Origin of the sequence: Vreelandella gomseomensis (genome assembly GCF_031451645.1) — a bacterium.
GTDB classification, from domain to species: Bacteria; Pseudomonadota; Gammaproteobacteria; order Pseudomonadales; family Halomonadaceae; genus Vreelandella; species Vreelandella gomseomensis.
This window is the reverse complement of record NZ_JARWAI010000004.1, coordinates 317,285-340,110: the sequence shown is the minus strand read 5'-3', so window position 1 is coordinate 340,110 and position 22,826 is coordinate 317,285. Positions and strand designations below refer to the sequence as shown.

At 58.6% G+C, this 22,826-nt stretch carries 23 protein-coding genes and 1 rRNA gene; 13 read left to right on the top strand and 11 right to left on the bottom strand.

The annotated features are described in order from the left end of the window. A 5S ribosomal RNA gene (gene rrf, locus QC815_RS17365) occupies positions 1-85 on the top strand; the annotation flags it as partial. Between the two features lie 317 nt (positions 86-402). Further along, positions 403-1,470: a 23S rRNA (cytidine(2498)-2'-O)-methyltransferase RlmM gene (gene rlmM / locus QC815_RS07445; protein ID WP_230447822.1), complete on the top strand. Its 1,068-nt coding sequence runs from the start codon at positions 403-405 to the stop codon at positions 1,468-1,470. Positions 1,471-1,473: 3 nt separating this feature from the next. Here rlmM and QC815_RS07440 read toward each other — a convergent pair whose 3' ends face one another. Then, positions 1,474-1,761 carry an antibiotic biosynthesis monooxygenase family protein gene (locus QC815_RS07440; protein WP_230447823.1) on the bottom strand — a complete coding sequence of 96 codons (288 nt, stop codon included), beginning with the start codon at positions 1,759-1,761 and terminating at the stop codon, positions 1,474-1,476. Between the two features lie 28 nt (positions 1,762-1,789). On the opposite strand from QC815_RS07440, the gene tusA reads away from it, so the two are divergent. After that, positions 1,790-2,041, top strand: a complete 252-nt coding sequence (gene tusA / locus QC815_RS07435) for a sulfurtransferase TusA (protein ID WP_230447824.1) — start codon at positions 1,790-1,792, stop codon at positions 2,039-2,041. Between the two features lie 53 nt (positions 2,042-2,094). On the opposite strand, the gene QC815_RS07430 is transcribed toward tusA, so the two are convergent. The 3 genes from QC815_RS07430 to QC815_RS07420 all read right to left on the bottom strand — a co-directional run bounded on the left by QC815_RS07430 (position 2,095) and on the right by QC815_RS07420 (position 5,325). After that, positions 2,095-2,790: a hypothetical protein gene (locus tag QC815_RS07430; RefSeq protein WP_230447825.1), complete on the bottom strand. Its 696-nt coding sequence runs from the start codon at positions 2,788-2,790 to the stop codon at positions 2,095-2,097. Between the two features lie 115 nt (positions 2,791-2,905). Continuing rightward, positions 2,906-3,898, bottom strand: coding sequence for a DUF3080 family protein (locus QC815_RS07425; RefSeq protein WP_230447826.1), 993 nt, complete (start codon positions 3,896-3,898; stop codon positions 2,906-2,908). Continuing rightward, positions 3,895-5,325 carry an MATE family efflux transporter gene (locus QC815_RS07420; RefSeq protein ID WP_422828593.1) on the bottom strand — a complete coding sequence of 477 codons (1,431 nt, stop codon included), beginning with the start codon at positions 5,323-5,325 and terminating at the stop codon, positions 3,895-3,897. The genes QC815_RS07425 and QC815_RS07420 overlap by 4 nt, the downstream gene beginning before the upstream one ends. 94 nt (positions 5,326-5,419) lie before the next feature. Here QC815_RS07420 and QC815_RS07415 point away from each other — a divergent pair, with 94 nt between their 5' ends. Beyond that, positions 5,420-6,004 carry an elongation factor P hydroxylase gene (locus tag QC815_RS07415; RefSeq protein ID WP_309767820.1) on the top strand — a complete coding sequence of 195 codons (585 nt, stop codon included), beginning with the start codon at positions 5,420-5,422 and terminating at the stop codon, positions 6,002-6,004. Here the strand turns inward: QC815_RS07415 and QC815_RS07410 are convergent. Together QC815_RS07410 and QC815_RS07405 are read right to left on the bottom strand one after the other, a co-directional pair. Beyond that, positions 6,001-6,480, bottom strand: a complete 480-nt coding sequence (locus QC815_RS07410) for a hypothetical protein (RefSeq protein WP_230447829.1) — start codon at positions 6,478-6,480, stop codon at positions 6,001-6,003. The two genes, QC815_RS07415 and QC815_RS07410, sit on opposite strands and share 4 nt — an antisense overlap. Positions 6,481-6,494: 14 nt before the next feature. Beyond that, a complete protein-coding gene (locus QC815_RS07405) occupies positions 6,495-7,346 on the bottom strand; it encodes a TatD family hydrolase (RefSeq protein WP_230447830.1) in 852 nt (283 codons plus the stop codon). A 250-nt stretch (positions 7,347-7,596) separates the two neighbouring features. On the opposite strand from QC815_RS07405, the gene QC815_RS07400 reads away from it, so the two are divergent. Then, the gene (locus tag QC815_RS07400; RefSeq protein ID WP_309767817.1) at positions 7,597-9,249 is read left to right on the top strand and encodes a fatty acid--CoA ligase; all 1,653 of its coding nucleotides are present in this window, start codon (positions 7,597-7,599) and stop codon (positions 9,247-9,249) included. 109 nt (positions 9,250-9,358) lie between these two features. Next, positions 9,359-11,281, top strand: a complete 1,923-nt coding sequence (locus QC815_RS07395) for an ATP-binding cassette domain-containing protein (protein WP_230447832.1) — start codon at positions 9,359-9,361, stop codon at positions 11,279-11,281. Between the two features lie 55 nt (positions 11,282-11,336). Here QC815_RS07395 and QC815_RS07390 read toward each other — a convergent pair whose 3' ends face one another. Then, positions 11,337-11,789, bottom strand: coding sequence for a universal stress protein (locus tag QC815_RS07390; RefSeq protein WP_230447833.1), 453 nt, complete (start codon positions 11,787-11,789; stop codon positions 11,337-11,339). 146 nt (positions 11,790-11,935) lie between these two features. Between QC815_RS07390 and QC815_RS07385 the strand changes: the two genes are divergently transcribed. Continuing rightward, complete coding sequence (locus QC815_RS07385; RefSeq protein ID WP_230447834.1) at positions 11,936-12,469, top strand: preprotein translocase subunit YajC; 534 nt, start codon at positions 11,936-11,938, stop codon at positions 12,467-12,469. Here the strand turns inward: QC815_RS07385 and slyA are convergent. After that, positions 12,449-12,901, bottom strand: a complete 453-nt coding sequence (gene slyA / locus QC815_RS07380) for a transcriptional regulator SlyA (RefSeq protein ID WP_230447835.1) — start codon at positions 12,899-12,901, stop codon at positions 12,449-12,451. The genes QC815_RS07385 and slyA overlap by 21 nt on opposite strands. Before the next feature lie 70 nt (positions 12,902-12,971). Then, positions 12,972-14,129 carry a DUF5924 family protein gene (locus QC815_RS07375; protein WP_309767814.1) on the bottom strand — a complete coding sequence of 386 codons (1,158 nt, stop codon included), beginning with the start codon at positions 14,127-14,129 and terminating at the stop codon, positions 12,972-12,974. A gap of 211 nt (positions 14,130-14,340) precedes the next feature. Here QC815_RS07375 and fadB point away from each other — a divergent pair, with 211 nt between their 5' ends. Both fadB and fadA read left to right on the top strand, forming a co-directional pair. Next, the gene (fadB, locus tag QC815_RS07370; RefSeq protein WP_230447837.1) at positions 14,341-16,518 is read left to right on the top strand and encodes a fatty acid oxidation complex subunit alpha FadB; all 2,178 of its coding nucleotides are present in this window, start codon (positions 14,341-14,343) and stop codon (positions 16,516-16,518) included. 24 nt (positions 16,519-16,542) lie between these two features. Then, the gene (gene fadA, locus QC815_RS07365; protein WP_268902815.1) at positions 16,543-17,721 is read left to right on the top strand and encodes an acetyl-CoA C-acyltransferase FadA; all 1,179 of its coding nucleotides are present in this window, start codon (positions 16,543-16,545) and stop codon (positions 17,719-17,721) included. Positions 17,722-17,797: 76 nt separating this feature from the next. On the opposite strand, the gene QC815_RS07360 is transcribed toward fadA, so the two are convergent. Together QC815_RS07360 and QC815_RS07355 are read right to left on the bottom strand one after the other, a co-directional pair. Further along, positions 17,798-18,886, bottom strand: a complete 1,089-nt coding sequence (locus QC815_RS07360; RefSeq protein WP_230447839.1) for a histone deacetylase family protein — start codon at positions 18,884-18,886, stop codon at positions 17,798-17,800. A gap of 119 nt (positions 18,887-19,005) precedes the next feature. Then, positions 19,006-19,467 carry a flavodoxin family protein gene (locus QC815_RS07355; protein ID WP_230447840.1) on the bottom strand — a complete coding sequence of 154 codons (462 nt, stop codon included), beginning with the start codon at positions 19,465-19,467 and terminating at the stop codon, positions 19,006-19,008. Between the two features lie 81 nt (positions 19,468-19,548). On the opposite strand from QC815_RS07355, the gene QC815_RS07350 reads away from it, so the two are divergent. From QC815_RS07350 to sufB, 4 genes are all read left to right on the top strand, one after another. Continuing rightward, entirely contained in the window at positions 19,549-19,926 is a 378-nt protein-coding gene (locus QC815_RS07350; protein WP_230447841.1) for a thiol-disulfide oxidoreductase DCC family protein, read from the top strand. A gap of 77 nt (positions 19,927-20,003) precedes the next feature. Then, the gene (locus QC815_RS07345; protein WP_230447842.1) at positions 20,004-20,480 is read left to right on the top strand and encodes a YbhB/YbcL family Raf kinase inhibitor-like protein; all 477 of its coding nucleotides are present in this window, start codon (positions 20,004-20,006) and stop codon (positions 20,478-20,480) included. Positions 20,481-20,826: 346 nt separating this feature from the next. After that, the gene (locus QC815_RS07340) at positions 20,827-21,291 is read left to right on the top strand and encodes an SUF system Fe-S cluster assembly regulator (protein WP_230447843.1); all 465 of its coding nucleotides are present in this window, start codon (positions 20,827-20,829) and stop codon (positions 21,289-21,291) included. An 80-nt stretch (positions 21,292-21,371) separates the two neighbouring features. After that, on the top strand, positions 21,372-22,814 hold the full coding sequence (gene sufB, locus QC815_RS07335) for a Fe-S cluster assembly protein SufB (protein ID WP_230448039.1): 1,443 nt from the start codon (positions 21,372-21,374) through the stop codon (positions 22,812-22,814). The last annotated feature ends 12 nt before the right edge of the window (positions 22,815-22,826 follow it).

Here is a 22,826-nt window from a genome sequence, read left to right as displayed (position 1 = left end):
ATCCCTTGCCGAACTCAGCAGTGAAACCGCTTCGCGCCGATGGTAGTGTGGGGTCTCCCCATGCGAGAGTAGGTCATCGTCAGGCACTTATTTAACAAAGCCCCGGCCAATTGGTCGGGGCTTTGTCTTTAGGGGTCTCCCAAGTAGAGTAGCGGAAGGCCGCCCCCCGGAGCGCCGGCCGAGTCGTCAGGCACCTATACCAAAACCCCGAACACAGCGTGTTCGGGGTTTTTTATTGTGCGAAAGACACAAAAAGGTCTTTATAAACTCGGTTGCCCTCGGCAAGTGGGAACCGCGTTAGCGGGACGCAGGGCGCGAGTCTGACAGTGAGATGGGTTATGATGACGGGGTTTAGCGGAATACTGTGCAGGCATGTTCAACCGGTTGGATAGGAAGGTCTAAGTGACGGAAGTAGTCCCCACGTCGTGGTTAGTTTACTGTCGCCCAGGGTTCGAGAGCGACACGCTTGCGGAGATGCAGCATCACGCGGATCAGCAGGGTGTCTCCTGCGAGCCGTCTTGTGGCGATGGCTGGGCGTGTCTTACCCGCTTGGACGGCGAGCCAGTGAATATGCTGCATCGCCAAGCTGCGTTTCAGAGGCTGATTTTTGCGCGGCAGAGCCTTGCGGCGTTACCGGCACTCAACCTGTCCCGAGATGACCGTCTTTCCAGTATGGTTGAACAGGTGAAAGCCAGCCGTTGGAACTTTGAGGAGATCTGGCACGAAACGCCGGACACTAATGATGGTAAAGCGCTGTCAGGCTTGATCAAAGCACTCACAAAACCGCTGGAAAGCATTCTGAAAAAGCGTGGCGCGCTGAGGCGTAAAGCCGGTGGGCGTCGGCTGCATATTTTCTGGACCGAAGGTGACCGTGTGCAGCTGGGGATCAGCTTTCCCGGCAACAGAAGCGAGCTGATCAACGGCATCCGGCGCCTGCGTTCTCCTTCAAGGGCGCCCAGTCGTTCCACCCTCAAGCTTGAGGAGGCGTGGCACGAGTTCATACCGCGTGATGAATGGGACGTTCGTCTGGCAGGTCATATGCAGGCAGCCGACCTGGGGGCCGCACCAGGCGGTTGGACGTGGCAGCTCGTCCAGCGGGGGATGTACGTCTATGCCATCGACAATGGGCCTATGGATGCCGAATTGATGCGGACGGGGCAAATCGATCATTTAAAGGAAGATGGCTTTACGTGGGCGCCCCCGCAGCGCCTGGACTGGTTGGTGTGTGATATTGTTGATAAGCCGGTGCGGGTGCTGGCCATGGTTGAGCGATGGCTGACGCAAAAATGGTGTCGGGAAGCCATCTTCAATCTGAAGCTGCCCATGAAAAAGCGCTGGGAAGAAGTATCACGCTGTCTGGCGACGTTAACCGAGGCATTGTCTGAAGCCAACGTATCGGCAGATATCGCCTGTCGGCATCTTTATCATGATCGTGAAGAGGTGACGGTGCATGTAAGGCTGACGCATTAATGTTCAGTAACTGGCTTCGTAGATCCGGATGGTTTCGTCTTCTGTCAGTAGCGGTAGAATTCGTTGCATGGCACTGGCTCGCGCTTCGCTGCCGTGCCATTCGTTCCAGGCGCGCAAGTCACGCCATTTGGTAATCATCAAGCGACGATCCGTATGCCCCATCTCCACCAGGCTTTCGCCGGTAACAAATCCGCGTGCCCCCAGGGAGATACGCATGGCTTCGCGGGCGGCCTGCTCATATTCTTCTTCAAGACCGGGCATAATACGCCGTTCAATGATGATTTTGATCATAGGTTAAATCTCAGCTTTGAGGATATCGATGTCTGACGTTATAAACGATGCGCCACACCATGATGCGGTACTGGACACAAGCGGCCTGTATTGCCCTGAACCCATTATGTTGATGCATAATAAAGTACGCGACATGGCGTCTGGGGATATATTAAAAGTCATTGCAACAGACCCTGCAACCACGCGTGATGTGCCTAAATTCTGCCAATTCCTGGGCCATGAGTTGGTCAGTCAGGCTTCAGACACCGAGCAGTATTATTATTTTATACGCTTGGCATAATGAATGCGTAGGCAGCACGGGTCAGGCCCTAGGGCGCTAACCCGTGCATGGGCTTACTGCTGCGTTAAAACGACCATTGACAGTGCGTCAAGCGTTGCCGGGTCTTCTTCCATGATGCGGTTGGCAATATGACGCTGAAAGAAGTACACGCTTTGATGCATGGACTTGGCGCTGTACAGGCAGTCATCCCCCAGCAGAATGGGCGTCATTGTGGCTTTATCTTCATCCGCAAGCAGCGCATCGACGCTGCCATCGCTGTAGAGTCGCCAGCCGTAGACGGGTTTCATGTGCCAAGGGGCGTCGGAGCGGTTCATGCACAGCGCATGAGTGCCCAACGTATCGGGTAATTGCTGAATAAGCGTGACGTCGCCAGAGGGTTCATACTCGAAATAGTCAGCGGCAGAGGCAAGCTCATCGGCTTTATGGTCGGGCGGAGTATCGAAGATTTCTTCCGTTTCGGGGTCACGATAGCCAATAAAACGTCCATTTTCATGGCTGTGGAGCGTCTGACAATCGGTGAGCTGTTCCATCCAGGGCACCAACCCGACGATGTGCCCATCTTCTCTAAGGCCCCAGGCAAGCAGCGGCATACCGTAGTAGCTGTCCGGGTCGGACGCCAACTGATACACCATTTCCAATCCATCCAACTCCGGTGCCAGGCGGACAAGCGTTTTACGCGCCTGTTGACGCTGACGAACAGATTCCAGGTCGATGACCTGGGCAGAGCGGGGTGACAGGGGTACGCCCATAATGTCCCTCCTAGTGCTGCGTGGCCACGACATTGGCAAAGCAGGTGAATCGATGCTTGCCGCATGAATTACCAATAGCACAGGTTGGCCCGAAGGTTAAGAGGAAAACAGCGTTTTAATCAGGCGCGCAATTGGAAATTTCCGATCTGGCGCGTTCGTGCGTAGCCCTGGCCGTCTGGAATTGTTGCCAGGGAGCGCTGGAAGTCTCAAGCGACAGCCACTCTGACCGGTATGCCTGAATTGCTTCCGGTGGCGAAATGGGCTGCCGGGTGATTAAACGATTGACGGCCGTCAGCCAGCGTTGTGCTACATCTGACAGGGCGTCCAGGCGCTGTTGATTCCAGTTCGGCAGGCAAGCCCCATTTGGCGCCGAGTGCTGGTTGAGGTAGTCGCTGGCCTCGTTCAATCGCTGAGTTGCCAGCATGAGGGTACGCAGTACTTCGGCGGTCAGGGGGCGTGCCCGAAGGGTGTTCAGGTGTTGTTCGAGGGTCGCTGAATCCTGATGCCAGGCGAGGCTGAACTGATTGTCGACCATGCGCTGCAGGTAACGCAGGGCATTCAGCTGGGGGTCGATATCCGGTAAGGCATCGATATTCAATGGGTGACTGGCGCGCGCAAAACTGTCTTTCCACTCGTCGGAGTCAAAAATAGCATTCCAGCTGACATAAGGTAGCTGCGCCGTCTTGACCGCTGTCAAACGTTCCAGCCGTTCACGGTTTTCCTCACTTAGCGTGTCAGGCACCTCACTTGTCTCGCATAAGGTCAGGCGTTGCCAAAGTGTCCGTTCATATAGCCATTGCTGACTGGGCGGTGCGACCTTGCCTAGTTGGTTATTGCGAGCGGCCACTAACGAGGTGATTTCACATTCGCGCAATGCATAGACGTTGAGCAGCGAATCGCGGGTTTCGTCGATTTCAAACAAGCGCGCTTCCTGCTCGGGAAAAGCCGCAATGTTGGGCGGTGAGGATGACGCGATCGGCCCGTTGCCCAGGGTGTCTGCCAGCTGTTGATGGTAAGTTTCCCAGGGTGCTTCCGCCTGGTGGCCGCCACAACCTAACAGCGCCAACGGCAATAGCCATTGCAGCGTTGCTCGAGAATAACGTTTCATGCTGATTCCTGATCGCTGATGTACCGACGGCTAATGGCGTGCAGACGCCAAGCCAGCAGAATGGCCGCCGTGCTCAAGCCGGCAATGAGGCCGATCCAGTAGCCGTGAACCCCCAGGGGCGCACAGAAACCGCCCATTCCCTGGGCACCCAGCCAGTGGCCACCTCCCAGGCCCACCAGCCAATAGGACAATACCGTAATCGCCATCACCACGCGGGTATCTTTATAACCTCTCAGCGCGCCTGCCAGATTCACTTGAAGCGAGTCGGACAGCTGAAAGATGGCTGCCAGCGCGATGATCGACAGCGCCAGGGACTGTATCGCCTGATTGGAGGTATAAAGCGTAATCACTGGCGCTGCGGTTATCCAGAGTACCAGACTATTCAGGACAGCCACCGCAACGCTGACCCCGATGCCGTTCCAGGCAACCAGGCGCGCATGGTGCATACGCTGTTGTCCCAGCGTATTGCCGACCCGCACCGTCAGCGCCATGCTGAGCGACATGGGCAGCATGAACAGAATGGTGGTGTAACTCAGCGCGACCTGGTGAGCACCGACCGTGACCTCGCCAAAACTGGCGATGAACAGCGCGATCAAGGTGAATAGGGTGACTTCAACGAAGATGGCCACGCCGATGGGAACACCGACTACCAGCAGTTCGCGAATGCCGCGCCATTTGGGAAGCGCCAGTCGTTGCCACAGTTGAATGCCTTGATAGTGACGGGTGCGGTGGGTGTAGATCGCCATGGCGATGGCCATGGTCCACATGGAAAGTGCCGTGGCAATACCGCACCCCAGCGCTCCCAAGGCAGGCAGCTGCTGCACTCCATCGGGTAACCATGGCCCCAGCAGGCTCACCAGGCCGTCGCCACCGTAGATCAACGCGTAGTTGGCGGGGATGTTGATCGTCAGGCCAATCAAGCTGATCCACAGGGCGGGACGGGTATGGTTCATGCCGTCTGAGAACGCCCTGAGCGCCTGGAAGAGGGCAATGCCAGGCATGCCAAATGCCACTGCGGCAAGATAACCGGCGGACGCGTGGGCGACCTGGCCAGGTACGTCCATCATGCCAAAGATGGGCCTCACCATTGACCAGAGCAGCAGGGCAGAAAGCAGACCGAGCACGAGAGCGATCCAGAGCGCCTGGTGCACTGCCGGTCGAATTGCGCCATGACGCTGCCCGCCCAGCAACTGGGCCACAATGGGCGTCAGTCCCATGAGCGTACCCGTCATGAACAGCATCAGTGGCATCCACAGGCTGGAGCCGACCGATACCGCCGCCAGCGAAGTGGCGCTATGGCGGCCCGTCATCATCACGTCGACCACGCTCATGCCCGCCTGGGCGAGCTGGGCGCCGCAGATAGGTAGCGCGAGCCTCACCAGCTGACGCGTTTCAAACCAGTAAACAGAACGGAATCTATTCAACACACGACCCACACCTGGACTCCTGAGCAATATGGCCCTCAAAACCCGTTAGATTAGCAGGTATAATGAATAAACTTATGCTGTTAATGAGGCAAATGTGAGCATTACTCAACCGCTATGGACGCTTGGCGAGGTGATTGCCTTGTTCGACGGGGTTTTTTTCGAGCGTTATCAGACCCGTCTGGTGAAAGGCGAGGATGAGCCGCTATACCGCCCGGCGGATGAGCAGACGCCTTACCATCAAATTATCTTTGCCCACGGCTTTTTCGCCAGCGCCTTGCACGAAATAAGCCATTGGTGCATTGCCGGCGCCGAGCGGCGCAAACAGGAAGACTATGGTTACTGGTATCTGCCGGACGGGCGTAATGCCGAGCAGCAGCTTGCCTTTGAAAAGGCTGAAATCGCCCCTCAAGCCCTTGAGTCACTATTTGCCGACGCGAGCGGTCGCGAATTCCATGTCAGCGTCGATAACCTCGGTGGCGATGTTGCGGTCGATCGTGACGCCTTTGCTGAAAAAGTGAGCGCGCGCGCAGCCTACTACAGGGAGCAGGGGCTGCCGTTAAGGGCCAACGCCTTCTGCTGGGCACTGGCACGTTACTATCGCCACCAGGATTCACTCGAGGCGGCGATTCGCCAGGGTAAAGCGATTCTCGACAAGAGCCTGCAAGACGCCGACCCTTAATCCTCTTCCGTCAGTCGGTGGTGCAGCGACAGCATGACCTCAACCTCATGTTCGGGGCGCATGGGTTCCAGACCGAGATCACTAAAGGTATCGCTTCTCAAACGATGCCACTCGCTCGCGCCGATACGCTCGTAGAGCACCGGGGCGGGCGCCAGTTCGACAAAGGGGTCAAGCCCGTAGGTATCGAACAGCCGTGCAAGGGCGGCTTCATCATCACCGTTATCGCTGGTGTACAGCGTCTCGGAAAAATGATCGTTTTCCAGCTCGCGGATGACGTCCAGCGGGCTCAGGCCGAGACTTTCAAGCTCCTCGATGCTGTAGGCGCCCATCACGTTGGTATCTTCATCGATCCAGCTATCGTCCGGCTGAATCAGGGTCTGCTTGATACGTCCGTCTGGCAGGGACCAGGCAATAGCCAGCGGCAAGCCATTATCGTCGCCCGTCTCAATGGCAATAAATCCTGGGTAGTCGGCCACGCGGTAACTCCTTTTTAACGTTCTGTATCGATTCGGAAAAATTGCTGGGCGGTTGCGGCGGTTGCCATTCCCAACTCAGCGTCGCTGATACCGAGGCATTCGGCAAGCTCCCTCACTATCCACGGAAGCAGGGCGGGCTCGTGCCGACGCCCTTTCAACTTGGCCGGCAGGTTCCGCGGCAGCAGGTAAGGACAATCGGTTTCCACCATCAGCCGGTTCAGCGGTATCTCGCCGACCAGCGGGCGTAGATGGTGGCCGCGCCGTTCGTCACAGATCCAGCCCGTCAAGCCTATATGCAAGTCTAGGTCGAGATAGCCAAATAGCGTATCCCGGTCAGCGGTAAAACAATGCACGACCGCCTGGCTGATGTCGTCCCGCCATGCTTGGAGTATGTCGCGCATGCGTGGCCCGGCATCGCGCTCATGGAGAAACAGCGGTAAGCCGCTTTCTGCCGCCAGGGCAAGCTGGGCCTCAAAGGCCTTTTCCTGTTCCTGGGGCGTTGAGAAGTTGCGGTTGAAATCCAGCCCGCATTCGCCGACGGCAACGACCTCGGGCAGGGCATGCAGCGAGGCCATGCGACGGGCTACCTCGTCGCTCCACTGGCTCGCATCGTGGGGGTGTGTCCCGGCAGTGGCGTAGAGGCCAGGGTAGCGCTTGGCCAGCTCAACGGCTTGTTCTGCGTGCGCAATATCGGTGCCGGTCACGATCATGGTGCTCACCTGGGCCGCCTGAGCCCGCTGAACAACGGCGTCGAGGTCGCGATCAAAGCTGTCGTGTGTCAGGTTCGCGCCGATGTCGACCAGCGGTACGCTGGGGCGAAACTGCAATGCCTCGGGTAAAAAGTCGTCCACATATGGGCTAGCCAAGGGTCACTCCCGTCCAGAATCGTAAAGCGCTATTGTAACGGTATGCGTGGATATCGACTAATGGTGTGGGAACAGCCGTCAGCGACGCCTGGAATACAGGGCTTACCAACCGCGACAGCGATGTGATTGAATCAAGTAGCGCTGTAAGGCCGATGATGCCTACGTCGGTTATCGTCAATGCATGGCCTTTCTGACGGTGGGCGCAATGGATGCTATCGCACTCGACAACAACAAGTTCGCAGGAGTATTTATGCCCGCAGTGACGCCGAAGATATTACCCGCTGCGGCTTCCGCAACCAATCCGTCCTTGATGATTGGGGAGTTGCTGGAAGCCGGGGTTCGCATGGCCGGGGACAACCAGATCGTCTACCGTGATCAGCGTCGCCATGACTACCGGCAATTTCAGGCGAGGGTGCACCAGCTTGCCCATGCATTAACCCTGCAGGGCGTCAAGGCCGGTGACGTGGTGGCGGTGCTGGACTGGGACAGTCATCGCTACCTGGAATGTTTTTTTGCCATTCCCATGATCGGTGCAGTGCTTCACACCGTGAATATCCGCCTGGCGCCTGAGCAGATTCTCTATACCATGGCGCATGCCGAAGACGCCTTCGTGATCGTGCATGAAGACTTTGTGCCGCTGCTTGAGCCGCTGGCCGACGAGCTGACACAAGTGCGTGGCTATTTGCTTTGCCAAGAGACGCCGCAGCCCCTCGAGACGTCTTTGCCGCTAGTCGGCGAGTTCGAGCACTTGCTCGGTCAGCAGCCCACGCACTACGACTTTCCCAGCTTTGATGAAAATGCTGTCGCCACACTGTTCTATACCACCGGTACGACGGGAAATCCAAAAGGCGTCTTCTTCACCCATCGTCAGCTGGTTCTGCATACCATGGCCGAGGCCAGCACGTTCCAGGCGCCAGGTTTTGAGCTGCTCAATCGCGATAAAGTGTATATGCCCATTACCCCCATGTTCCACGTGCACGCCTGGGGGGTGCCTTACACGGCAACGCTGCTGGGGGCAACGCAGGTCTATCCGGGTCGCTACGAGCCGGATATGCTGATCAAGCTGCTGGTCAGCGAAAACGTCGATTTTTCCCATTGTGTACCGACGCTGCTCAACATGGTGGTCAGCGCAGACGCCATTGCCTCGCAACAAGTTGACCTGTCGGGCTGGAAAGTGCTGGTGGGTGGTAGTGCGCTAACCGAATCGCTGGCGCGTAAAGCATGGGGGCTGGGGATTGATACCCGCAGCGCCTACGGCATGTCGGAAACCTGTCCATTGCTCACTGCCGGTATTTTGCCCGGGGACGTCACGCAGGCCGATATCGAAACGCAGCTGCCCTGGCGTTGCAAGGCCGGTTTGCCGATACCCTTCGTCAAGTTACAGGTGGCGGATACAAACGGCCAGGCATTGCCGCATGACGGCCATAGCGTCGGCGAAGTGCGTGTGCAAGCCCCATGGCTGACCCAGGCCTATTACAAAGAGGAAGCCCGCAGCGCTGAATTATGGCGCGAAGGCTGGCTGCACACCGGTGATGTCGGCTCGATTGATGAGCATGGCTTTCTGGCCATCAGCGATCGCATCAAGGACGTGATCAAGACCGGCGGCGAGTGGCTGTCGTCGCTGGAGCTGGAAAGCTATATCAGCCAGTGTCCGGGCATCGCGGAAGTGGCCGTTATTGGGGTGTCGGACGATAAGTGGGGCGAACGTCCCGCTGCGTTGGTCGTGCCGACCGACCTGAATCATCCGCCGACCAGCGATGCCGTAAAGGCGTTTCTAGCGCAATTTGTCGAGCAGGGGAAACTGAATCGCTGGGCCATTCCCGAAGTGGTACGCTTCGTTGATGAAATCCCCAAAACCAGCGTGGGCAAACTGGACAAGAAACGTATACGCAGCGACATATAGCGCATGAGTCACCAGTGTTCGTCTGGCGTGTGATCAAGGCATCGATGGTTCCCCCACCGGGGGCGCGCATACGTTACACTGTGCGCCTCATAATGAAGGAGGACACTGCGTGACCCTGTTACGACTCGAACAGCTGCAACTTGCCTACGGCACCCAGGTATTGCTCGACCGCGCCGATCTCACGGTTGAGAGAGGCGAGCGGCTGGCACTAGTCGGGCGCAATGGCACCGGTAAGTCCACTCTGCTGAAATTGGTTGCCGGTGATATTCAGGCCGACGATGGCTCGATCTGGCGCGCGCCTGGCCTGAAGATTGGTGTGCTCGCTCAGGAACTGCCCGACTCCTCCGGCATGACGATTTTTGACATGGTCGCCCAAGGGTTGCCGGAGGCGGGGGAGCTGCTTTCCGAGTATCAGCATCTGATCAACGACCCCGACCCCGACATGAATCGCATGGCGACCCTGCAAAGCCGTCTGGAAGACATTGACGGCTGGTCGTTTCACCAGCGCATCGATGTTGTACTGACCCGTCTGGGGCTGCCCCCCGAGGCCGAGATGAGCGCGCTTTCCGGCGGCTGGCGGCGGCGCGTAGCGCTGGCCCGTGCTCTGGTTGCCGAACCCGACCTGCTGCTCCTAGACGAACCGACCAACCACCTGGATCTGGACACCATCGCCTGGCTGGAAGAACAGCTCCTGGCCTTTAACGGCGCCGTGTTGCTGATCACCCACGACCGGGCGTTTCTTTCCAAACTGGCGACCCATATTCTGGAACTGGATCGCGGTAAGCTGGGGCGCTATCCCGGTGATTATGCCGAGTACCAGGCGCGTAAACAGCACGAACTGGAAGTCGAAGCGCGGGAAAACGCCGAGTTTGATAAAAAGCTGGCGCAGGAAGAAGTCTGGATTCGCCAGGGCATCAAGGCGCGCCGGACGCGTAACGAAGGCCGGGTGAGGGCGCTCGAGGCAATGCGCAATGAGCGCAGTCAGCGCCGTGAGCGGCAAGGCACCGCCAATCTGTCGGTGGATAGCGGTGAACGAACCGGCAAGCGCGTCGTCAAGCTGAAAGGCGTCAGTCAGCGGTTTGGCGATGACACCATTATCCGTGATCTGAATCTTGAAGTGATGCGCGGCGACCGGATTGGCTTCCTGGGGCGCAACGGGGCGGGCAAGACCACACTGCTCAAGATCCTGCTGGGCGAAATCGAGCCCACTGAAGGCACGGTGCAACTGGGTACCAATCTCAAGGTGGCCTATTTCGATCAGCTGCGCGCGGGGCTCGAGCTTGAAAAAACCGTCTACGATAACGTGGCCCAAGGTAGCGACCGGGTTAGCGTAGGCGGCAAGGACCGCCACGTGATGAGCTATCTACAGGATTTCCTGTTCACGCCCGACCGCGTACGCCAGCCGGTGAAAGCGCTCTCGGGGGGCGAGTCAAACCGCCTGTTGCTGGCCAAGCTGTTTACCCAGCCGGCCAACGTCCTGGTGCTTGATGAGCCCACCAACGATCTGGACATGGAGACCCTCGAACTCCTCGAAGAACTGCTGCTCAACTTCGAGGGCACGTTGCTGCTGGTGTCCCACGACCGGACCTTCATGGATAACGTGGTCACCAGCATGTTGGCGTTTGAAGGCGACGGCGTGGTACGCGAATACGTGGGTGGCTATACCGACTGGATCCGTCAGGGAGGCAAGCTGCCGCCCGCGCCCTGGGAAGGAGCGGCCCGGCAAAACACCGAGCCCACCTCGAGCGTTGCAAAAGAAAAGCCCAGCACGCCGGCCGCGCCGGCGACTAAACCCGTCAAGCTTTCCTACAAACTGCAGCGGGAGCTGGATGAGCTGCCCGCGCAGATCGAGCGCCTGGAAAGCGACGTGGAAGCACTGGAAAAAGAAGCCGGTGATCCAGCGTTCTATCAGCAGGAGTCGACGGTTGTGACCGCTAGGCTGCAGGCGCTGGAGCAGGCACAGGAAGCGCTGGAAGCCGCGATGGAGCGCTGGATGGCGCTCGAAGCCATGGCCAACGGCGAACAGGGCTGAACAATAAAAAGGCGCCGCTGGGGCGCCTTTTGGCTGAGCGATAGAAGGTGCTAGCTCATTCGTCGCTTTCTTCGCCTTTCTTGCCGACGCGAACTGCCAGCACGTCGCACTGCGCACCGTGCAGAACGCCGGTGGAGGTGGAGCCCAGCAGCAGCGCAAACCCGTGGCGACCGTGGGAGCCGACGACGATCAAGTCGACCCCATGCTCCTCGGCAAAGCGGTGAATCTCGGTGTCCGGCATGCCCACCACCACGTGTTGATTTTCCTCAGCGATGTGGGGCGCAGCAATGTCAGCCAGCCGTTTCTTGGCGTGGTCGTCAAGCTGGTCCTGGATGCTGGTCAAGTCCATCGGGATATCGCCGCCGTAGGCAAAGCCAAGCGGTTCAAGGGTATGCATGATGGAAATCTTGGCCTGGTCGTTGCGCTCGGCAATCGCCACGGCACGCTCCAGGATCTTGTGCGAGTCTTTGGTCAAGTCGACGGCAACCAATATATGGTGATAGCTCATGGCGTATCTCCTCAGTGAGTAACAAGCAGTGTTCTAACGCTAATGTGCTCTACTTTAGGTGGCATGCCCAATCTTAACAACGACCTGGATCATGGTTTTTATGATCTCGCTATTCAAGTGTGGTTCAGTTTGAAGGAAATGTAGAAATGGAATGGTTAATTATCGTGTTTATCATGCTGTTCGTGTTTGCCCCGGTGATGTGGCTCAAGCCCAGTCCCCGCCAGAAGCGAACCATGGCCATGCGTAACCACGCAAGTCGTAAAGGGGTAACGGTCAAGGAAGAAAAGCCGCCGATGCACGCCTTCAAGGGCACGATGCCGGCGTATCGCTGGCATTTTCCCAAACAGCAGCCGGGTCCGGACTTCGTGCTGGTGCGTGACGAGCATGCCAGCGCAGCGCTAGAACCCTATCACGCCGGCTGGCGGTGGCGTGTCGCGCCGTTGAAGCCGATTCCCCCTGGCGCCGCAGCGCCGCTCAAGGCGCTGCTCGAACGCCTGCCGCTGGATGCCATGTTGCTCGAATCAACGCCCAACGCCCTGACGCTATGGTGGTGGGAGTCTCAAGATGCGACACGCTTCGATACGTATCTGGACGACTTTAATCAGCTGCGCGACCAGCTCTCCGGGCAGGCGGATCGTGCCTCACAATCCCCCGATCTGTCAGGAAGCCGCTTCCTGTAGATCCCGCGCCTGAATGGCAAGGCCATTCTGCTCAATGCGCTCGAGCCATTCGCCCAGCTGCTCCAAGTCAGCCTCCGACAGGCCTTCGAACATTTCTTTTCTGGCCTCCTGAGCGACACTGTCGATTTGCTCGAGCAGTGGCATGGCGGCAGCCGTCAGGTAGATACGTTTACTTCGGCGGTCGCTGTCGCAAGCGCGCCGCTCCACCAGGCCCTGTTCTTCCAGCTGGCTGAGCGTGCGCACCAGAGACGGCGCTTCAACGCCTATGGCGCGGGCCAGGTCGCATTGAGGCTGACCATCGCCCAGACGCCAGAGATGGTACAGCGTCACCCAACGCGTTTGCGTGAGGCCAAGCGGCGCCAAGCGTCGGTCCAATATCGAACGCCATAGGTGGGGCAGGCGAGCAATGCGAAAACCAATTGATGATGCCATGATCAGCTAGTTACCAGTCAAAGTTAATAGTGGGATTGTCATAATCTCGAGCGCTTAATGCAAGACGTGATCAGTCTTCCCCGTCGTCTGGGTCGGCATCGCGGTCACGGCCGGCAATGAAACGTTGAAGGTTGAGCTTGCTCATCCCCGCCGCACGAATCTTGCTATCGGCCAGCGTCGCCTTACTCACATCATCGCTGACGGTAAACCGAATCAGCCCCAGGCGTTGACCACTGTCGGTCATGATGTCCACACGCCAGCGCCCGCTAGGGTCTTCGGGGAAGTTCAGCTTGTGGCTCCATGCGCGGTAGCCTTGTTCGCGTCCGCCGCTGATATCCAGATCGACCACGTCCAGGCGTTCGCCGTTGTGATGCCACACGTGGGAAATCGTTTCACTCAGCCCGCGCGGTGCACGAATCGCCGTGTATACATACAGCCCCTCCTGTTTAACCGCCTGTGGGGTCAAGGGCGTTGAGCCGCGTGGCTCGCGCTGCTGTATGTTCAGTGCCGGTGATAGCGCGGTCCCGGTCATCCACAGGCTGGCGGGGGGCACCCACGCACGGCCAAACCAGGCAAGGCTTGCCAGCAATGCCATCATCGCCAGCAACGATAGCCAGCCGCCCAATGAGCGTTGTTTCAGGAGGTGCCAGACACTCGGCAGAGCGGTCACCAGGGTGATGGCAATGGCCAGCAACAGGCTCTCGCCGGTGGTCAGGTGGAGCATGATGGGCAGTGTCACCAGCACTACCAGAAATACGCACATCGCATGAAACAGGAAATACAGGCTGCGCCATTTGCCGGCGATCCTGTAGTAGAGCGGATCGATGATCGACACGACGGCCATCGCCATCACGCTCGCGGCAAAGACGCTCTGGCCGCTGTTCCAGACGGTGGTGATCAGGATGAACGGCAGGGTGAAAAACAACGTTTCCTGATGGATCATCTGCGCGATAAAGGCCGCGACCCCCTTGGGTAGCGTGGGATAGCCGCGGTTGGCGAGCCAGCGCCCGACCAGGCTTTCCGAGAGCAGTAACAGCCAGGCAAACAGCAATCCCAGCGCCAAGGCGGCCCCCAGCCACTGCTGCCGATCTACCAGAAAGAAGCTGCCCAGGCCCGCCGCAAACGCCAGAGGTGGCCAGAGCCAGGCCCAAGGTTTTAAACGAACGACGAGGCGTTCAACAAACGATTGCAGCGCGGCGATGCGTGTCTGTGTGAGCAGCGTGCTCATAACAACATAATCCAGGTGATCAAGGTGCCATGATCCTATCAGCCTGAACGTATGGCGGGGAGCGCTGGTCGTATATGATTAGCGAATTAGCCGAAAGTCAGGGCTTGACGTTCTTGGGCAACTCAACCAAGCTTACGCAATCAAACGACCGTATGAAATGCGAGGCGCGTCCCTTTGCTGGGGTTCGCCCGAACTTGTGGAGAGAGCGCGGATGATCTATCAAGGCAATGCCATCACGGTGGAACGTCGTGACACCCAAGGTGGCAATGACATCGCAATGCTCACTTTCGATTTGAAAGATGAGTCCGTCAACAAGCTGTCCAGCGCCGTGGTGACTGAGCTGGGAGAGGCCGTCAAAGCCCTTCAGGCAGAAACCGGGCTGCAGGGGCTGGTCATTGGCAGTGCCAAAGAAGCCTTTATTGTCGGCGCCGACATTACCGAGTTCCACACCCTGTTCGATAAAGGCGAAGAGTACCTGGTGGAAATGAACCTCAAGGTACATGACATTTTCAATGCCATTGAAGATCTGCCTTTCCCCACGGTCACGGCGATCAACGGGCTGGCGTTGGGCGGCGGTTGCGAAGTGCTGCTGACCACCGATTTTCGCGTGATGAGCGAAAAGGCCAAGATTGGCCTGCCGGAAACCAAGCTGGGCATTCTGCCGGGCTGGGGCGGTTGCGTGCGTCTGCCGCGGCTGATCGGCGCCGACAATGCGATTGAATGGATCGCTGGCGGTACGGAAAACCGTGCCGACGCTGCACTCAAGATGGGAGCCGTCGATGCCGTCGTCGCTCACGAGCTGCTCGAAAGCGCCGCGCTGGACATCCTCGACCGCGCTAATGCCGGCGAGCTCGACTATCAAGCGCGCCGCGACGAAAAGACCAGCCCGCTCAAGCTCAATGCCATCGAGCAGATGATGGCCTTTGAAACCGCCAAGGGTTATGTAGCAGGCAAGGCGGGGCCGCACTATCCCGCGCCGGTCGAAGCCATCAAGGTAATCCAGAAGGGCGCTGGTGAGGAACGTGGTCGGGCTCAGGCGATCGAGGCCAAGGCCTTTGCCAAGCTGGCACTGAGCAGCGTGGCGTTCAACCTGGTGGGCCTGTTCCTCAACGATCAGGTGGTCAAGAAAAAAGGCAGCCAGTACGAGAAGCAGGCGCAGCCGGTCAACCAGACCGCAGTGCTGGGCGCGGGTATCATGGGCGGCGGTATCGCCTATCAAAGCGCCTCGAAAGGCACGCCCATCCTGATGAAAGATATCAAGGATGACGCCATCGAGCTGGGCCTCAAGGAAGCTCGCAAGCTGTTTGCCAAGCAGGTCGAGCGTAACAAGCTGACCACTGAGCAAATGGCCGAAAAGCTCTCCAATATTCGTCCAACGCTCTCCTACGGCGATTTCGGCAATGTCGACCTGGTGGTCGAGGCCGTGGTCGAAAACCCCAAGGTCAAGGACGCCGTGTTGACCGAAGTAGAGGGTATGGTAAGCGAGAATACGATTCTTACCTCCAACACCTCGACCATTTCGATCAACCGCCTGGCCAGGAACCTGAAGCGTCCGGAAAACTTCTGCGGTATGCACTTCTTTAACCCGGTGCACCGTATGCCGCTGGTGGAAGTAATCCGCGGTGAGAAAACCTCGGATGCCGCGGTAGCCGCCACGGTCGCCTACGCGCGTGCCATGGGCAAAACGCCGATCGTGGTCAACGACTGCCCAGGGTTTCTGGTCAACCGGGTGCTTTTCCCGTACTTCGGTGGTTTCAGCTTCCTGGTCGAGCAGGGCGCCGACTTCCAGCACGTCGACAAGGTAATGGAGAAGTTTGGCTGGCCGATGGGTCCTGCGTATCTGCTGGACGTGGTCGGCATGGATACGGCGGTTCACGCCAACGAGGTCATGGCCGAAGGCTTCCCCGATCGGATGGCCCGGGATGGCAAGACCGCCATCCAGGTCATGTACGACAACGAGCGTCTCGGGCAGAAGAATGACAAGGGCTTCTACGCCTACGAGGAAGATAAAAAAGGTAAGCCCAGGAAAGTCAGCGACGATCAGGCCTATGCCTTGATCAAAGACGTTGTCAACGATCAGAAAGCGTTTTCCGACGAGGACATCATTGCCCGCATGATGGTGCCGCTGTGCATGGAGACCGTGCGCTGCCTGGAAGACGGTATTGTCGCGACGCCCGCCGAAGCCGACATGGCGCTGATTTACGGCATTGGTTTCCCGCCCTTCCGCGGTGGTGCCCTGCGCTACATCGACGCCATGGGCGTTGCCGAGTTCGTCAAGCTGGCCGAAGGCCTGGCCGACGAACTGGGGCCACTCTACGCGCCCACCGACAAGCTGCGCCAGATGGCCGAAAGCGGCGAGCGTTTCTACACCGCAGGCGCTCAGGCCTAAGTCACCACGTACAGGAGAAATATGATGAGTTTGAATCCGAGAGATATCGTGGTGGTCGACGCCGTACGCACCGCCATGGCAAAAGCCAAGAACGGCGCGTTTCGTAACGTGCGGGCAGAAAATCTATCAGCTGCCGCCATGCAGGCGTTGTTTCAGCGCAACGCCAACCTGGATGCCTCAGAAGTCGACGATGTGATCTGGGGCTGTGTTAACCAGACCCTCGAGCAGTCGATGAACATTGCGCGCAACGCCGCCATCATGACTGGTATTCCGCGCTCGGTACCGGCGCAGACCGTTAACCGCCTGTGCGGCTCTTCCATGAGCGCGCTGCATATCGCCTCGGCCAATATCAAGGCCGGTATGGGGGATTTCTACATCATCGGCGGCGTCGAGCACATGGAGCATGTGCCCATGACCCACGGCGTTGACGTCAATCCCGCAGCCAGCAAGCACGCCGCGAAAGCCGCCATGATGATGGGCCTGACCGCCGAGCTGCTGGGTAAAATGCACGGCGTCTCCCGCGAAGACCAGGACAAGTTTGGCGTACGCTCCCACCAGCGCGCCCAGGCGGCGATGGAAAACGGCTACTTCGACAACGAAATCATCGCCGTCGAAGGCCACGACCAGCAAGGCTTCAAGGTGATGGTCAAGAATGACGAAGTGATTCGTCCCGATGCCAGCCTGGAATCCATGGCTAACCTCAAGCCGGTGTTTGATCCGCGCAATGGTACCGTGACCGCTGGCACGTCTTCGGCGTTGTCGGTAGGTGCCTCGGCGATGGCGGTGATGAGCTATGAGCGTGCCCAGGCCCTGGGCCTTGAGCCGATTGCCAAGGTGGTGTCCACCGGTGTAGCGGGCTGCGATGCATCCATCATGGGGTATGGCCCGGTGCCAGCGTCCAAGAAGGCGCTGAAAGCCGCTGGGCTTTCCGCGGCCGACATTCAGACCGTCGAGCTCAACGAAGCCTTTGCCGCTCAGGGCATTCCCGTGCTGAAAGACCTCGGTTTCCTGGATGTCATGGACGAAAAGGTGAACCTGCACGGCGGCGCCATCGCGCTGGGGCACCCGCTGGGCTGCTCGGGGTCGCGCATCTGTACAACGCTGCTTAACGTCATGCAGCAGCGCGACACCACCCTCGGCCTCGCTACCATGTGTATCGGCATGGGGCAGGGGGTTGCCACGGTATTTGAACGCCTTAGATAACCATGGCGTTAGTCAGAACGTAAAACGGCACCCTTCGGGGTGCCTTTTTTTGTTCGCGAGCGAGAGGGTAGATCGACTAATCGGCCTGAAAGGCGCTGCGGTGGAAATTGGCCGCTGCCTCGACCTCTGCAATACCGCAGCTGTCCGGGACTGGGATTGTCTGGCCGGCAAGGACGGCAAGCACAGCGCGCGTCCCGTTGGCCAGCGATTCAAGGTTGTAGCCGCCTTCGAGCACAAAGACCAGGCGGCCGTCGCAGTGTTTTTCGGCCAACTGCTGTAAAAAGCCGGTCAAGGCGCCAAACCCGTCGTAGGAAACATTGAGGGCCAGGTCGTGCCAGTGTGGGTCAAAGCCGGCGGAGACGAGAATGATATCGGGTTTGAACCAGTCGGCTGCCGGTGCCAGGATGTCACGAAACGCCTTGAGATAGGCTTCATCTCCGGCGCCTGCCGGTAGCGGCACGTTGACGGTGGTGCCTTCGGCCAGGCCCGCGCCTACGTCTTGCAGATGGCCGGAGCCCGGATAGAAGGGCGCGGCGCGGTGGATATCAAAAAACATCACGTCGGGCTCGGCCCAGAAAATATCCTGGGTGCCGTTGCCGTGGTGGGCATCCCAATCGACGATCAAGACCCTTTCGCACCCCAGGGCGCTGCGCGCATGCGCTGCCGCGACTGCCACATTATTGAACAGACAAAAGCCACGCGCCCGCACGGGCTCGGCATGGTGACCCGGGGGCCGAACGAGCGCAAAGGCACTCTGGGTACGTTTTTCCATGACCGCCTCGACGGCGGCAATGGCGGTGCCGGCAGCGACTTCGGCGGCGTCCACGCTGCCCGGTGACACGGCGGTGGTATCCACATCCAGCCAGGCATTTTTGCCCCTCAAATGAAAGATGTCGCTCAGGTAGGAGGTGGTATGCACCCGGGCCAGCTGTTCGTGGGTGGCGGCTTTGCCACCCTCGACGACGAGCCCCTCGATCGGCGCCTTGTTGAGTAGCTGCTGGATAGCTTTTAGCCGACCGGGGTGTTCCGGGTATTTCCAGGGAACAGAGAGCCCCGACAGCAGTTGCCGAATCCGTTTATCGATGCGGTCAGGTAGAAAATCGGCATCAATATTGGGCTCGTGGGCAAGTACGCGGTCGTCATAAAACGCGATGACTTTGTGCATAAATGGCTACCTGACATATTGGCAATGGCTAAGGGCAAGCGCACGCCTCGTGTTGACAGGTACTTGTATGACACGGCCGGCGCGACATGCTTTTTTACAGTAAGGCAGGCTTGGCGGCGTTATACAATGCCGTTTTCCAAGCTGAACGCTAAATATAGCCCTAGTTCTTCCACCTGGGGCACAAAATCGTCCTGCCAGTCGCCGCGCAGGATAAGCGGCGACTGGACCCATCGCCAACGTAGCCCGGTGACAATACTGTCTACCGCTCGTTGCGTGCCGGTGCCGTCGAGCCCCGCGCGAATGTACAGCGCACAGGGCAGTCCCTGCTGTTCTTCGATGACCCCATAGTAGCTGCGATCAAAGAAATCCTTGAGGGCACCGCTCATGTACCCCAGGTTTTCCGTCGTGCCGAGCAAGATGCCATCGCAGGCCAGCACATCATCAGGGCCGGCCTCAAAGGGTGTCTTGACCACGCAGCGAACGTGTTCAAGCTCGGGATGGGTTGCACCTCGCCAGGCAGCGTCGCAGAGCGCCTGGGTGTTGGGCGAAGGGGTATGGGCAACAATGAGCAGTTGTTTCATGGGGAGTAACCCGCGCGGTTGAGGTTTGCGTCGTTGGCGGGGCGTGCCAAACTGGCCGCTCGCCTACTGAGCAGAATCTATATGTCGACGACTGCCATGATCAATGTGTATTACGATGCGATTTGCCCCATATGTCGCAAGGAACGGCGGCGCTTCGAGCGCTGGGCCGGCAAGCGGGCAGCGGAGATTGCCTGGCTTGATGTGACCGAGCATCAGGATCAACTGCGCGACAAGGGCGTCTCCCCGGAGGCTGCTCTGCGTTCGCTGCACATCGAGCTTGATGACGGCACGATGATCGAAGGGATCGATGCCTACCGGTTGCTCATGCAGCGCATACCTCTGCTGTATCCCGGTGCCTGGCTGATCGGCTTGCCGGGTATCAAGCAGGGCCTGCGTCGTTACTACGACCACTGGGTAAAAAAGCGTTTGCAGCGTGAGGGGCGGTGGCCACCCCAGTAGCGCTCGACTTATTGACAGCGCCGCGCTTTTTGACAAGGCTTGTCCCGTACTTTCACTTGATGATCAAGGAGACAGAGATGGCGTTTGCCCTATCCTCGATGCTCGTTACCAGTAGCGCCTTTGCCAACCATCAGGCGATTCCCGATAAGCACGCGGCCGACCACGACGACGTTTCTCCGGCGCTTGCCTGGCAGGGCGCGCCGGAAGGCACTCAAGGCTTCGCCGTGGTATGTCACGACCCGGATGCGCCGCTGGTCAAGGAAGGCACCTACGGGTTTGTTCATTGGGTGCTGTATAACCTGCCGGGAGATATCAGCAGCCTGGAGGAAAACACTGCCCTGGGAACGGTGGGTGCCAACGACTTCGGCAATCAAGGCTATGGAGGCCCTATGCCGCCGGAAGGCCACGGCACGCACCATTACTATTTCTGGGTGCTGGCGCTTGACCATCAAACGGCCCTGCCCGAAGGGCTGACGCTGGATGAGCTGCTGCGTGAGGTCGAGCCCAACCTGCTGGGCATGAATCGCCTGATCGGCACCTACCAGCGCCACTGATGTGGTTCAAACGGCTGGAGCATCGGTCTCCGGTCGTCAATGAGTAACCTGCCTGCTTGCCTCGCCAGTGACCCACTTCGTCAACAAAAGCCTGATGGCATTCATGGGCGCTACACGCAATGTGCAAAAGCCTGCGAAATTTTCGCAGGCTTTTTTGTTTTAGGGTGTTTCATAGTTTTCGCAAATGATAATGATTGGCTTTTTTGATGGCATCGGTCGCGAACGTGTCACGAAATCGCGCTATTTGATAAGGATTTTGCGTAAGGGCTTCACATCAAATTTATACAGGACTAAAATGGTACCCAATTAACGGTCAAGCCCAATGCAACGGCGAATAGGAGTCGGCATGCTCAAGCTTTCACGACTGACAGACTATGCCGCCGTGGTCATGGCGCAAATTGCCCGCGAGCCTCAGGCGTCGCATGCGGCAGCGGATCTGGCGGACGCGGTTCAGTTGCCTCATCCCACGGTGAGTAAAACACTCAAGATGCTGGTGAAAGCAGGGCTGCTCGAGTCGCAGCGCGGTGCCCAGGGGGGTTACCGGCTCGCTCGGCCCGCCTCTCATATCACCGCCGCCGACATCATCGCGGCGATCGAAGGCCCCGTGGCCATGACCGAGTGTAGTCAGGCGGAAGGCGACTGCGAGCTGGTTGCCACCTGCGGGGTTGCCGATAACTGGCAGCGCGTGTCGCTGGCGATCCGCACGCTGCTTGAAAGCGTCACGCTTGCGCATCTGGCGGATACCACGCCGATCAAGCTGCCCGTTCAACTGCCTATTCAAAGTATTAGCCTGTCGGCGGTCACCGCATGATGGATATGACCGATGCAGGCCTCTATCCCCTATTGACGGCGAGCTAACCTCGCCACCCAACTGCCCGGAGGGTAATGACCATGGCAAGCGAAGAAATGGAACAGTTGGTTCGTCGCGATTACAAAGAAGGCTTTGTAACAGATATCGAAAGCGACACCCTGCCACCTGGCCTGGATGAAAACACCATTGCCTTTATTTCCAAGAAGAAAGGCGAGCCGGAGTGGATGCTGGAGTGGCGTTTGGAGGCGTTCCACAAATGGCAGGAAATGAAAGAGCCGTCCTGGGCGCATCTCGATTATCCGCCTATCGATTACCAGTCGATTTCCTATTTTAGTGCCCCGAAGCGCCCCGAAGATCGTCCCCAGAGTCTCGACGAAGTCGATCCCAAGCTTCTGGAAACCTACGAGAAACTGGGTATTCCGCTGCATGAGAGGGCAGCGCTTGCCGGTGTTGCAGTAGATGCCGTGTTTGACTCGGTATCAGTGGCCACCACCTTCAAGAAGCAGCTCGGCGAAGCTGGCGTCATCTTCTGTTCGATCTCTGAGGCGATCCGTGATTATCCGGAGTTGGTGAAACAGTATCTGGGCACCGTGGTGCCGCAAAACGACAACTATTTTGCGGCGTTGAACTCGGCCGTGTTTACCGATGGGTCCTTTGTCTTCGTGCCCGAAGGTGTGACCTGCCCGATGGAGCTGTCGACCTACTTCCGCATCAACGCGGCCAATACCGGTCAGTTCGAGCGTACCTTGATCATCTGCGAGAGCCGTGCCCAGGTGTCCTACCTGGAAGGCTGCACCGCACCCATGCGTGACGAGAACCAGCTCCACGCCGCCGTGGTCGAACTGGTGGCGCTGGACGATGCCTACATCAAGTATTCCACAGTGCAGAACTGGTACCCGGGTGACGAAGATGGCAAGGGCGGTATCTACAACTTCGTGACCAAGCGCGGCGAGTGCCGCGGCGCGCGCTCGCGGATCAGCTGGACCCAGGTCGAGACCGGCTCGGCGATTACCTGGAAATACCCTTCCTGCGTTCTGCGTGGCAAGGACAGCATCGGCGAGTTCTATTCGGTTGCCGTCACCAACGGTCGCCAGCAGGCCGACACCGGCACCAAGATGATCCACGTCGGCGAGGGCACGCGCTCGTATATCGTGGCCAAGGGGATTTCCGCCGGCAGGAGCGACCAGTCCTATCGCGGTCTGGTGAAAATCGGCCCCCGGGCCAAGGGCGCCCGCAACTTCACCCAGTGTGACTCCTTGCTGATCGGCGATACCTGCGGCGCGCACACCTTCCCGTACCAGGAAATCGGTAACAGCACCGCCAAGATTGAGCACGAGGCGACGACCTCCAAGATTGGCGAAGACCAGCTGTTCTACTGCCAGAGCCGGGGTATCACCGAGGAAGATGCGGTCAGCATGATCGTTAACGGCTTCTGCAAGGATGTGTTCCAGGAACTGCCTATGGAGTTCGCGGTAGAAGCCGAAGCACTCCTGAACGTGACCCTGGAAGGGGCGGTGGGCTGATCGGCCCCGTCC